Source organism: Allocoleopsis franciscana PCC 7113 (assembly GCF_000317515.1).
GTDB lineage: Bacteria > Cyanobacteriota > Cyanobacteriia > Cyanobacteriales > Coleofasciculaceae > Allocoleopsis > Allocoleopsis franciscana.
In genome coordinates this window covers 6,017,932-6,030,503 of the sequence record NC_019738.1, presented here as the reverse complement: position 1 = coordinate 6,030,503, position 12,572 = coordinate 6,017,932, and the positions used below count along the sequence as shown (strand labels likewise).

Sequence of the window (12,572 nt, the reverse complement as noted above, 5' to 3'; positions counted from 1 at the left end):
TACTATTAATTGATGCCAGAAATATTGGCACGATATTGATTGAGGAAGAAACTACCTGTCAATACGACAGCGACTAGAAATAAAAATGTCACCACAACTAAAGCTGCACCATAACCAAAATCTAGATAGCGCATGACTGTGGCATAGATATAGAGAGATACCACTTCAGTAGCTCCCCCAGGCCCACCTCCTGTCATGACTTGGATCAGGTCAAAAACCCCAAAAGCTCCCGCAAAACGGAACAGCAATACTATTAAAATTTGCGGCATTAATAGGGGCAGTGTGATGGTGGTAAAACTTTGCCAAGGTGTTGCACCATCGATCGCATGAGCTTCGTAAAGGTCTTCAGGAATTGATTGCAAACCGGCAAGAAGCAAAATACTAATAAAGGGCGTAGTTTTCCAAACATCGGCAGCAATGACAGCCATCATAGCGGTTATGGGATCTCCCAACCAGTTGATTCCAGTTTGAATGATGCCCAAACGCATCAAGATGTCATTCCAAACCCCGAATTGGTCATTAAAAATCCATGTCCAAGCGAGTCCTAGAAGGGCGGTGGGTAATGCCCAAGGTAAGAGGGCAACAGTTCGGACTAATGCCCGTCCGTGATAGGCAGGATTTAAAATTAATGCGATCGCCATGCCAAAAATCAGTTCCAGGGCAACGGATACTGAGGTAAACAGGATGGTGTTAGATAGACTTTGCCAAAAGCGCCCATCCCCCACCATCCGCATGTAATTGTCTAAACCGGAAAAGATGGGTTGTAGCTGTGTCCCCAAATTTTGCGTAAACAAACTTAAGCCAAATGAGCGCAAAATGGGATAAGCAAAAACCAGTAATAGTAACAGCAAAGCAGGGGCTAGCATGAGCCAGCCTGTCCTTTGTTCTTGTAAGCGGATGGGGTCGGCTTTCATTGGGGTTGAAGGTTAAAAGTTGAAAATCTGAAGAATAGTTGAAGTTAAAGAGTTGAATCACTGTATAGCCGGCAATTAGCTAACTTGCAACCTTTAACTCTTTAGCAAATTACGTGTTTCATTCGCTGCCGCTTTCATCGTTTTTTCCACACTGAGGCTTCTATTACTGAGGGCAGCATTGAGGTAGCGCTGCAAAATATCAGAAGCTTGGGCATACTGAGCAATGGGTGGACGTAAGACAGCACTTTCTACTAATTTTTGGAATTTTGGATAGTGAGGATATTTAGCAATAATCTCTGGGTCGCTAAATAAATCCCGTCTGCTGGAAATACTCGCGGTTTCCAACGTGAACCGACGCTGTGCTTCTTTGCTGGTAAAGTACTGAATGGCTTTCAAAGCTTCTTGAGGATGTTTAGAAGTTTTGGCAATTCCCATCCCCCAACCCCCTAAGCAAGCCCCACTTTTTGCACCTGGAATATGAACCATGGGTTTAATCCCAACCTTGCCCTTAATTTCTGAACTCGGTTCATTCGCAGTCGCCCAAACATAAGGCCAATTCCGCAAAAATGCTGATTCACCACTTACAAATAAACGTCGGGTGTCTTCTTCTCGGTAACTTATGACTCCAGGAGGAGAGATATTTTTGTCGATCGCGCTGCGTAAAAACTCAACTGCTTTAATTGCCTCTGGTTGATCAAGTCCAACTTCGTTGGTCTCTGAATTCACCCAAAAGCCACCGAAACCTTCGATGATTTCGACAAACATCGCTGGCAATCCTTCGTATTGAGCACCTTGCCAGACATAACCCCAACGAGTTGCTTTTTTCTCCTGCAATTGTTGAGAAGTTTTAATTAAATCTTCAAAGGTTTCTGGCGGCTTAGCTCCAATTTGTTCCAATAAATCTGTACGATAGTAGAGCATTCCAGCATCGGAACGGAGTGGAATTCGGTATAGCTTGCCTTTGTAACGTCCCGCCTCCACATCCTTATCCATAAAGACTTTCAACTCGTCCTCAGACATGCGATCGCTCAGGTCTAAAAGCCACCCAGCCGCCGCAAATTTACCTGTCCAGATTACATCCATGTAAACTAGGTCATAGGGCGAGTCACCCAGGATGAAAGCCGCTGTGTACAGGTTTTCTGTCAAATCTGTGGCGTTAGGTGCCTCAATAATCTCCAGATGAATACCTGGATTTTCTTTCTCGAAATCTTTGACGATTAATTCCTTCCAATATGAAACTTCCCCAGCATTAATTAGGGCGGTGATGGTTACCGATTCCTGTGTCAGTGCAGGTTGACCCCAGAACTGAGAGATGAGAATACAGGAAACAATTAATCCCCAAAAACCATAAAATCTAATTTTTTTACCAACTTTCTTCAGACTTCTTCCTAATGTATTGATTTTGTTCATTTTCAAGACAGAGACATCGCAAGCAGAAGGTAGCTATTTAATGATTAAATGCAGCTTCCAGAAATCATAATTTAGGCAAAATTGAGAGTTTGCCTATAACGATTCAGTTCCTTCATTTATTGAAAGTTAAATTGAGGGCAGTCTTGCCCTAATCCATGAATCGGATATCAACCCATCTTAAAAACGTCAATGATTGGAAAGCTGAGCAAAAAATCCTAGGACACTCATTCTGTACTGATTGGCTGAAAGGACATTGGCAGATATGAGATGCAACCCAGCCCCAGAATTTATCTAACTACTGTTGTAGGCTGTGCGCTACCTTAACTTAATCCCTAGCTCAGTGACAACCCTGTTTAATTTTTCTCAATCTTACCCTTGACTCGCGTCTATTGGGGGGAACAGCAAAGGATGCCATTCAAAGTTGTATCAATAGTTTTAAGCAGGCAAAAAAGGGGCAAGGAAGAGAAAGAGGATAGTATAGCGTTTCTCTATTTGGTGAGGTACAACGTAGTTGGCTTTAAGGCAGAAGGCAGAGGGCAAAGGGCAGAATTTGAGTGTAATCCACTTATTTGAGAACCGCTATATTCATACCCAATTATATTCAAAGATAGTAGCTCGGTTGGATGGGGAGATGAGGACAAAGAGAAACTACTAAGTTTGACCGCAACTGTGTATAAGCAAGAAAAATATATTATTTATAAACATCAAATTTTCCCAACCAACAAAGCAGACAACTTCGATGTATCAGTAATTTTTAATCTGAAAAGTACTTGAAAATGTGACGAAAAAGTGACAATCTGATTAGATTTTGCCCTTTCATCAGCAATCATCGCTTATCCTACTTTTTGACATCCTTCCGTCCGAAATCTCGATGAATTAAGGCATGACAAAAGTCATGTTAATTTGTCTCTGAACTCTAGCTAAAGACAGAGGCTTTAACTTGTAACATTTTTTTAATATCAAACCCAGGTCTGGAGTTTGACGCGACCTAAATCGCTGAAATCAATTCCTAATTGACGGGTTCTTCATTACACAAATTCCAGCCCTCTTGCTTCCAGGCTAGCAATCATGTCTTTACGTAAGCCGAATGTGAATACTCGATTAAATAATCTTGCTGTCCCAACCCGTCAAGGAATCGTACCTAAGCCATCCCTGGCTTTTGTCGATGCGGTTGCCCTGATCGTTGGGATTGTCATTGGTGCTGGTATTTTTGAAACTCCAGCCTTAGTTGCAGCTAATGCTGGAGGTGTCAGTGGAGTCATATTGATCTGGTTATTAGGGGGTGCAATCTCCTTGGTTGGAGCACTCTGCTATGCCGAATTGGCGACAGCGTATCCCCACCCTGGTGGTAACTACCATTACCTGATGCGTGCGTTTGGCAAGCCGATCGCTTTCTTGTTTGCCTGGGCACGAATGATGGTATTGCAAACAGGCTCGATCGCACTTTTAGCCTTTGTGTTTGGCGACTATGCCTCACAAATATTGCCACTGGGGATGTATTCACCCTCTATTTATGCCGCAATGGCAATCGCGCTTTTTACAGGACTCAATCTCCTCGGCGTGAGACAAGGAAAGTGGACACAAAATGGGTTAGCCACAATACAAGTCCTCGGCTTACTGTTGTTAATTGCGGTTGGCCTTTTGGGGACTCCCGGCGCTGCACCCATAGTACCGCCAGCGCCTACCTCTTCTTCAGGAAACCTAGGTTTAGCCCTGGTTTTTGTGCTGCTGTCTTATGGGGGGTGGAATGAAGCCGTCTATATCTCGGCAGAGTTGCAGAACCTGAAACGCAATATGATCCGATCACTGTTGGTGAGCATTGGTATCATCAGCAGCATTTACCTGTTAGTAAACTTCGCTTACCTGCACGGATTGGGACTGGCAGGGATGCAACAATCTCAAGCCGTGGCTGCCGATTTGATGCGTCGGGTTATGGGTGAACCGGGTGCCGTATTCATCAGTTTGTTGATTACGGTTACAGCCTTGTGTTCAATGAACGCCACGATTTTTACGGGGGCGAGAACTAACTACGCTTTAGGACAAGACTTTTCCCTCTTCTCCTACCTCGGACGCTGGCACCACCGAGCCAATACACCCACCCAAGCCTTATGGGTACAAGGTGCGATCGCTTTGGCATTGGTGTTGTTAGGTAGCCTCACCCGTAAAGGCTTTGAGACGATGGTAGACTACACGGCTCCTGTCTTCTGGTTCTTTTTCTTACTGACGGGAATATCCCTGTTAGTCTTGCGGGCAAAAGAACCCCAGGTTCCTCGACCCTTCTGTGTCCCGCTTTACCCTTTGACTCCCATTTTATTTTGCTGCATTTGTGCTTATTTGCTCTACTCCAGCCTTGCTTATACCGGGATTGGAGCCATGGTAGGTGTTGCTGTAGTAGCGGCAGGTGTACCTGTGTTGCTATGGATGCGGCGTAGACCGGCTTGAGCAGAGCAATCACGACGATTTAACCCACTTTTAAGGAGTAACTAACGATGCAATTACACCGCATGTTGTTGTTAGCCGCAACCAGTTTGAGTGCTAGTAGTGTCTTACTAACAGGATGTGCTCAGCCATCCGCTGTCGCTCCTCCAACTCAACAACCGGAAGCGAATGTTCAGACTCCAATCTCTACCGCCAATGTCCCAACTCCAGTTGCTGAAGCTCCAACTCCACAACGGGAACCGGATGTCGTCTATGTCCCAACACCCGATGAAGTGGTTGAGAAAATGTTAGAACTGGCGAAAGTTGGGAAAGATGATGTTTTGTACGACCTCGGCAGTGGTGACGGACGAATTCCGATTACAGCCGCGCAAAAGTTTGGCACACAGGGGTTTGGGGTAGAACTTCGCCCAGAACTGATCCAAGAGGCGAATCAAAATGCCCAGAAGGCGGGTGTTAGCGATCGCGTCCAGTTTCTGCAACAAGATTTGTTTCAGACGAATATCAGCAATGCCAGCGTTGTCACACTTTACCTGCTGCCTGAACTCAATGTAAAACTACGACCGATGCTGTTTGAGCAACTCAAGCCAGGAACTCGGATTGTTTCCCATGACTTCGATATGGGCGACTGGAAGCCGGAACAAACTGTACAAGTGCAAGGCCCCAATCGCGTACATACCGTTTATTCTTGGGTTATTCCTGAGAAAGTTCCAGAGAATTTACGTTAAGCGTCAAGTTGATTAACCCTTCAACTCACACCATTGCCGTCCGCTTTTTTGTTCAAGGTTAGCGCTGGGAGTACTGTTATTGATAACCAAACAACAACCCAATCCCTCCCAGTGCAACCAACACCCCCAAAAACGCTCTAGGACTAACGATTTCACCCATACTGATCGTCATCGGTAGAACAAATAAAGGACTGGTGGAAAGAAGCGCTTGAGCAATTCCTGTTGCGGTATATTTCAAGGCTGTTTGTTGCAGCATAATCCCTAAGTAAGTGCTGAACAAAGCCGTGATGATAATAATGCCTAATAATTGTTTAGATTGCAATGGTTTAAACGCAGCTTGAGACCCCTGTTTAAACGGTATCCACAATAGCAATACCACAACACAACCCATTAGGCGCAATAGTGTACTCCATAAAGGGCTAATGGCTGTGTCTGCCAAAGCCGCACGGGATAAAACGGCTCCGCTTGCCTGTGCCAACGCTGACACGAGGGCAAAACCAACGCCTCGAAGGGGGTTTTCGGCGTTAACGGTAGTTCCCGGCACCCGCTCACTAATCACCCAAGACACTCCCAAGACGGTGAGAAAAATGCCCATCCAAGCTCCTAAACTCAAAGCTTCCCGCAAAAAAACTAGGGCGATGAAAGCGGATAAAGGGGGAGCCAAGGCTTCTAGTAACAGAGTTCGTCTGGCTCCCAAGTGGTTCAACGCCTCAAAGTAAAAGGTGTCGCCTAAACCAATGCCAACCACACCGCTTAATAGCAGGCATCCTAAAGCAACCCCATTCATGTCCGCCGGCCAGTAGTTGCCTTGCACAATCAGAGTTAAGGCAATCAAGGCGATCGCAATCACGCCTTTGCTCAAATTGAGGGCTAGCGGCGATACCTTTTGACCGAGGTGAGCGTAAATTACCGCAGACAGCGCCCACAAAAAGGCGGCACCTAAAGCCGCTAGTTCTCCATTGAAGTTTGTCATCGGAAAATTCAAGAACATTGTAGTCGCTGTTAATCCAATGGTGTTGAAACAAAATCCCTCAAAGCGTCCCAGTCATATCAAGCGTTGTAGGAAAACCTGCTCGTTCTTTATAGCCAAATCGCCCGATTCATTCACCTGACTGGGTGATTTTTAATCCCTCAAACTATGAGATTTTAAAAAGATACAGTAGTCTCAGTGTTGTTTGCTGTACAACGGATTAGGGAAAGTTAATTCATCATTAACTCTGATAAATCCAGATTAATTAGGCTTAAATTGCTTAGCAAAACATGCCATGCATAGTTTATATGAATAGAATTGATAGAAAAAATAAAGAATATTTTCATGGCTGTGGCAAAAAATTATAGATAGTTAGCCGAACTCCTATGGATAGAATCAATCCCTATAAGTTAAAAATTTCTCAATTACGTGCCTTAGTGGCGGTAGCAGACCACAATAATTTTAGTGAGGCTGCTCTACACTTGGATTTATCCCAGTCAGCCATCAGCCATGCGATCGCCAACCTAGAAGATGAATTGGGCGTACTGTTGCTCTCGCGAGGGCGTCACGGAGCACATCCAACACCTGTCGGTGAACGGGTGATTGCTCAGTCACGTCAAGTCCTGCAACTTTTAGAAGGAATCATCAAAGAAGCCAATCGGGAAAAAGGCTTACATGGGGGACAGGTGCGAATTGCTGCTTTTCGCAGTGTGGCAACCCATATTTTACCCAGCGTAATTGCCCGGTTCCGTCGCCAATTCCCAGCCATTATGGTGGCGATTACTGAGTTTGACGATTTTACTGGGGTGGAACAATCGTTGCGCGAAAGCCATGCTGATATTGGCTTTACCTATCTTCCCTCTGGAGAAGAATTTGAAACTTGGGAACTGCTACGAGATGACTACGTTGCCTTGCTCCCACCCAACTCAGGGTTTAGAAACCCTAAGATTACTTGGGAGCAGTTAGCCGCCTATCCCTTAATTGTGCCTGCTACTAATAGTTGCTCGCTCAGAATTCGTAACCATTTGAGGACGGCAGAATACCCGTTAAAAATTGCCTATGAAGTTCGGGAAGATTCAACAATTGTCAGTATGGTGACGCAAAATTTAGGAGCGGCTATTCTTCCTCGACTGGCTGCCGAACCCTTACCCCCAGGAATTCAAGTATGCAGCCTACCCATTCCTTTACAAAGGATTATTGGGACAGCCGTTCTCACCAATGCCCTTCACACTCCAGCGGTTTATGCTTTTTTAGATGCGCTAAAAAACCTGGGGAGATTTAGTACGAAAGCGGTGGTTTAGTCTACCCATTAAGAAGATTTCACTTGCAACTCATCCAGACGTGCTAACACTTCGGTGCTATGAATAGCCGGTCTCACGCCCAAAAATACCTCGCGTAGGGTTCCTTTCGGGTCAATGATAAAGGTATGGCGCAGGGAAACGAAGCCCATCCAGGAACCATAAGCCTTGCTCACTTCGCCATCGGTATCGGCAAGAAGAGGAAATTTCAAACCCTCGGAATCACAAAATTCGGCGTGAGACTCCACATCGTCAGCACTAACGCCCAGAATCTGCACATTTCTTTCCATGTATTTGGGCGAATCTTGCTGAAATCGACGCGCTTCTAACGTGCAACCAGAGGTGAAATCTTTAGGGTAAAAATAGAGAACAACCCACTTGCCGCGATAGTCAGACAGTGACACGTTACCATCGCCCGTATTTGTGGGCAGTGTAAACTCTGGTGCAGGTTCATTGATGGCAGGTAGCTTACCGCCGAGGGCTTGGGCAGTCGGCGTGAAATTCAACCCCATTAGGAGGGTAAGGCAACTCGCCAAGAGAATACTCACAACAGTGCGACGAGAAATCATAACCAAATGTAAGTTAGGAACTTAACATAAGTTTACAATCTTTCGACTCAATCATTAGAACAGGACTGACCCACAGCTACTAGACCCGCTATTTTAAGTTTTGTTAAAGATAACTGACAGGGGGTGACACCCCTCACCCCCAAAGACCATAATAAGACTAGTAGATGCACCCTGATGATCGGGAGAGTCGCCTTGGTGGCTCTCTTTTTTTTATCTTCTCACTTCATTTCATCCTTTGGAAGATGAATCTGGAGTCCAACTCGCCCAATCTTGAGGCTTCAAAAACGTTTCGTACAACTCAGCTTCCGGTGTATTGGGTTCGGGTTGATAGCCATACTCCCAACGCACAAGTGGCGGTAAGGACATTAAAATAGACTCGGTACGTCCGTTGGTTTGCAGTCCAAAAATCGTACCTCGGTCATAAACTAGGTTAAATTCCACATAACGTCCGCGACGATAGAGCTGGAAATTCCGTTCGCGCTCACCATATTCCCTCGTCCGCCGCCGTTGTGCGATCGGCACGTAAGCGGGTAAAAAGGCATCACCACAGGATTGGACAAAAGCAAACAAGTCTTCCCAACTGCGTGGTGCTAAGTTTCCTAGTTCATTACTGTAAGCTGCCGCTAGTCCTTGGGGATCAAAGCCGCGATACAGTTGATCTCGACCATCTTGATAATCGAAAAAGATGCCCCCTACGCCTCGTGTTTCTTGGCGATGTTTTAAGTAGAAATATTCATCACACCAACGCTTAAACGCTGGGTAATATTCGGCATGGTGAGCATCACAAGCTTGTTTCAGGGTGGAGTGGAAATGGGCAGCATCCTCGGCAAAGGGATAGTAAGGTGTTAAATCAGCACCTCCGCCAAACCACCAAACCGGCCCCGCCTCGAAGTAGCGATAGTTGAGGTGAACGGTGGGTATGTAAGGATTGCGGGGATGTAGCACCATTGAAGTGCCTGTAACATAAAATTCATGTCCCGCTGCTTCGGGACGTTGAATCAAAATTGAGGAGGGCAGTTGAGAACCCCAAATTTCCGAGAAGTTCACTCCCCCCTGTTCAAAAACATCCCCATCACGGATAACGCGCGATCGCCCTCCACCACCGCCTTCTTCCCGTTGCCACTCATCTTGGCGAAACTGGCTGACACCATCAAGTTCTTCTAGACCTTGGCAAATTTTATCTTGGATTTGTCGCATCCACTGGCTAACTCTCTGTTTTGCATCAGCAGGTGGTAGAAAGTTTGTGAGAGATAGGTTTGGAGTCGAAGTCGTTGTCATAATTTCAAGGCTATGTAAATCAAAAGGACAATTGTTTGAGTTTGTTGTTTGACGAAAATTTAAAATTTAACCTGATGGGGACGTTTTTACTTCGTGAAAAAAGGTTGCATCTGTACCGCCAGCGTGTCTTGCTTCCACTGCAACCCCAACAGGACAAATCGCCGTGAAAAAACTATACAATGTTTAATCGCTATTTGGCTATTAAATGGTTAATATTTTTTACTCAGTGTCGCCTCTGATGCGGCAGCCTAACAAAACGTTACGCTATCTTGCTCTAAGCTTTAACTGATGAAGCCCCTACGTCTGCTCTGTAACCTGTGACGGCCTCAAACAGGGCATATAACTTTTAATAGCGATAGAGTCATTGAAAATCAAAGACCGTAAGGTCAATACTCCCCCCTCGTGTTTCTGGAAAGGGTGGGCACTACTTAGGGTGAAATAGTAGGAAAATATTGGTGCATAGCATAGCCGTTGTGATTAATTAACCAGCCTGATGTCTATCCAAGTCTACGGAATACCCAACTGCGGAACCTGTAAGAAGGCGTTTACGTGGCTCGAAGATAATGCTATTGCGTATGAGTTCATTAATACCAAGGAAAAGCCACCAACCCGTGAGATGATTCAACGTTGGGTGGAAGTTTTGGGAGCTAAACCGATGCGGAACACCTCCGGACAGTCTTATCGGGCGTTGGGTGACAAGAAGAACGCTTGGACAGATGAGCAGTGGATTGAGGCGTTTGCTCAGGATGCGATGTTGCTCAAGCGACCGCTTTTTGTCAAGGATGGAACGGCGGTGTTTGTTGGGTTTAGAGAGAAAGAGGATGTGATGCGCGAAAAATTGGGAGTATCTCGAAATTAGGTGGCATCATTTTATGGAGAGTATTTTGCAGAGAAGCTGTTGTTATGACTAATGCTAGAAACGTCCTTGGGGAAGAACTAAAAAGTTGCTGTACATCCCCGATGACCGGATTTTACCGCGATGGAAAATGCAGCACGGGAGCGGGTGACATCGGCGCACACATCGTCTGTGCCCAAATGACAGAAGAATTCCTAGCCTTCACGCAATCCAGCGGAAATGACTTGAGTACGCCAGTGCCAGCCTTTAATTTCCCCGGTTTGAAACCCGGCGATCGCTGGTGTTTGTGCGCCTCACGCTGGAAGGAAGCTTTGGATGCTGGCGTTGCTCCACCCGTCGTTTTGTCAGCCACCCATGCATTAGCCTTGGAATATGTTTCTTTGGCTCAATTAAAGCAAAATGCTCTTGACCTTACCTAAATTCCCAATTTTCAGTCATCACAACCCTGAACATTTAAATTAGCAAAATCAAAGAGCTGAGTATCAGCAAGGTGAGAAGGCGTAACATTCTGAATACTATGGAATAAACTCTCCGTTCGTCCTGGATATTCTTCTTCCCAACGTTGCAATAACTGCTTAATTTGGACTCGCTGCAAGTTCTCCTGAGAGCCGCAAAGTTTACACGGAATAATGGGAAACTGTTTAGCGGCGGCATAATCCCCAATGTCTTGCTCCGAGCAATAAGCCAACGGTCGGATAACCACATGCTTGCCGTCATCACTTAAGAGTTTGGGTGGCATGGCTTTCAGTTGTCCGCCATAGAACATATTGAGAAATAAGGTTTCTACAATATCATTCCGATGGTGACCGAGGGCAATTTTGGTTGCCCCCTCTTCACTGGCTACGCGATAGAGAATGCCACGACGCAAGCGCGAACATAAACCGCACATGGTCTTTCCTTCAGGAATCACCCGTTGCACAATGCTGAAAGTATCTTCTTCAATAATTCGATACGATACGCCAAGAGATTCTAAATACTCTGGTAGCACATGCGCTGGAAAACCAGGCTGTTTCTGGTCTAAGTTCACCGCTAAGATATCGAACTTGACGGGGGCTTTACGCTGGAGGAGCAGCAAGAGGTCGAGTAAGGTGTGGGAATCCTTGCCACCCGACAGACATACCATGATGCGATCGCCATCCGCAATCATGTTGTAATCGTGGATGGCTTGACCAACTAAACGGCGTAGGTGAGTTTGCAACTTTTTGAGGGTTTTGGAGTGGCGAACCTTAATTGTGTCCATATTGACCCCCGAAGCCGATTAAAAGACATTTTCTGAACGGTGTAGACTTCTTCGCCTAATCGTGAATACTGCCATCGGGCATAATAGCCCCTTGCAGGTTGGCATTCTTGAGGTTAGTTTGGGTGAGGTCAGCGTTCCGCAGATTGGCTTTAAACAAATTGACCCCACTCAAATCGGCAAAGCTCAAATCGGCTCCCTCTAAACTAGCCTCACTCAGGTTAGTCTGGTAGGATTGATCGGAGCTGCGAACGCCTAAATTGGCTCTGCAAAGTTTAGCACCATCTAGTTTTGCTCCGTGCAATAACGCTCCACTCAGGTTGGCATAACTCAAATTTGCCCCGCTCAAATTCGCATATCCCAAATCAGTCTGTTGATCTGAGCTAGGACGTAAATCGGCTTCAAATAGTATGGCCTGGGAAAGATTAGCACGACTCAAATTGGCTCCCCGCAGACATGCCTTCGTCAAGGTGGTTGCTTCTAAATCAGCTTGGATTAACTTCGCGCCACTCAAATCTGCCTCTCGCAACTCCACTTGGCGTAAGTTGGCGTCACTGAAGTCTGTACCCCAGAGAATGGTTTCACTCAGATTAGCACCACTAAGATTAGCGTGAGTCAGGTTGACTTGCCCTAGCCTTGCTTCTCGCAAATCCGTCTGACTCAAATTTGCACCACTGAGATTGGCACCCACTAAGTTGGCTTCTCGCAAATCCACCGCCGTTAACTCGACATTGGCAAAATTTCGTTCTGCGGCGGCATATTGTCTTAGGAGTTCGTCTATATTCATGATTACTTCCCCTTGTCTGTGATTTTGTATAATGCCATGAGTGTATGGCTTGCTCTGACTTTTTCGGGGAGTTTGTTCAGGACTTACGC

The 12,572-nt window shown here is 45.8% G+C and carries 12 protein-coding genes; 5 read left to right on the top strand and 7 right to left on the bottom strand.

Translation table 11 applies throughout. From position 1 onward, the window contains the following. Positions 1-5 precede the first annotated feature (5 nt). Together MIC7113_RS24705 and MIC7113_RS24700 are read right to left on the bottom strand one after the other, a co-directional pair. Complete coding sequence (locus MIC7113_RS24705) at positions 6-914, bottom strand: carbohydrate ABC transporter permease (protein WP_015184931.1); 909 nt, start codon at positions 912-914, stop codon at positions 6-8. Between the two features lie 93 nt (positions 915-1,007). Continuing rightward, a complete protein-coding gene (locus MIC7113_RS24700; protein ID WP_015184930.1) occupies positions 1,008-2,324 on the bottom strand; it encodes an ABC transporter substrate-binding protein in 1,317 nt (438 codons plus the stop codon). 1,068 nt (positions 2,325-3,392) lie between these two features. On the opposite strand from MIC7113_RS24700, the gene MIC7113_RS24695 reads away from it, so the two are divergent. Both MIC7113_RS24695 and MIC7113_RS24690 read left to right on the top strand, forming a co-directional pair. Continuing rightward, positions 3,393-4,766: an APC family permease gene (locus MIC7113_RS24695; RefSeq protein ID WP_015184929.1), complete on the top strand. Its 1,374-nt coding sequence runs from the start codon at positions 3,393-3,395 to the stop codon at positions 4,764-4,766. Between the two features lie 47 nt (positions 4,767-4,813). Continuing rightward, positions 4,814-5,488, top strand: coding sequence for an SAM-dependent methyltransferase (locus MIC7113_RS24690; RefSeq protein WP_015184928.1), 675 nt, complete (start codon positions 4,814-4,816; stop codon positions 5,486-5,488). Between the two features lie 76 nt (positions 5,489-5,564). On the opposite strand, the gene MIC7113_RS24685 is transcribed toward MIC7113_RS24690, so the two are convergent. Beyond that, complete coding sequence (locus tag MIC7113_RS24685; RefSeq protein WP_155898093.1) at positions 5,565-6,461, bottom strand: DMT family transporter; 897 nt, start codon at positions 6,459-6,461, stop codon at positions 5,565-5,567. A gap of 383 nt (positions 6,462-6,844) precedes the next feature. On the opposite strand from MIC7113_RS24685, the gene MIC7113_RS24680 reads away from it, so the two are divergent. Further along, a complete protein-coding gene (locus MIC7113_RS24680) occupies positions 6,845-7,759 on the top strand; it encodes a LysR family transcriptional regulator (protein WP_015184926.1) in 915 nt (304 codons plus the stop codon). Positions 7,760-7,767: 8 nt separating this feature from the next. Here the strand turns inward: MIC7113_RS24680 and MIC7113_RS24675 are convergent, their stop codons facing one another. Together MIC7113_RS24675 and hemF are read right to left on the bottom strand one after the other, a co-directional pair. Further along, positions 7,768-8,325, bottom strand: a complete 558-nt coding sequence (locus tag MIC7113_RS24675) for a peroxiredoxin (RefSeq protein WP_015184925.1) — start codon at positions 8,323-8,325, stop codon at positions 7,768-7,770. A 228-nt stretch (positions 8,326-8,553) separates the two neighbouring features. Beyond that, on the bottom strand, positions 8,554-9,603 hold the full coding sequence (hemF, locus tag MIC7113_RS24670) for an oxygen-dependent coproporphyrinogen oxidase (protein WP_015184924.1): 1,050 nt from the start codon (positions 9,601-9,603) through the stop codon (positions 8,554-8,556). Positions 9,604-10,096: 493 nt separating this feature from the next. On the opposite strand from hemF, the gene MIC7113_RS24665 reads away from it, so the two are divergent. Further along, positions 10,097-10,462, top strand: a complete 366-nt coding sequence (locus MIC7113_RS24665; RefSeq protein ID WP_015184923.1) for a Spx/MgsR family RNA polymerase-binding regulatory protein — start codon at positions 10,097-10,099, stop codon at positions 10,460-10,462. Positions 10,463-10,506: 44 nt separating this feature from the next. Then, positions 10,507-10,878 (top strand): DUF2237 family protein, encoded by a 372-nt coding sequence (locus tag MIC7113_RS24660; RefSeq protein WP_015184922.1) that lies wholly within the window; start codon positions 10,507-10,509, stop codon positions 10,876-10,878. Between the two features lie 11 nt (positions 10,879-10,889). Here MIC7113_RS24660 and ttcA read toward each other — a convergent pair whose 3' ends face one another. After that, positions 10,890-11,699: a tRNA 2-thiocytidine(32) synthetase TtcA gene (gene ttcA, locus MIC7113_RS24655; RefSeq protein WP_015184921.1), complete on the bottom strand. Its 810-nt coding sequence runs from the start codon at positions 11,697-11,699 to the stop codon at positions 10,890-10,892. A gap of 55 nt (positions 11,700-11,754) precedes the next feature. Then, positions 11,755-12,483, bottom strand: coding sequence for a heterocyst differentiation pentapeptide repeat protein HetL (hetL, locus tag MIC7113_RS24650; RefSeq protein WP_015184920.1), 729 nt, complete (start codon positions 12,481-12,483; stop codon positions 11,755-11,757). Positions 12,484-12,572: the final 89 nt, after the last annotated feature.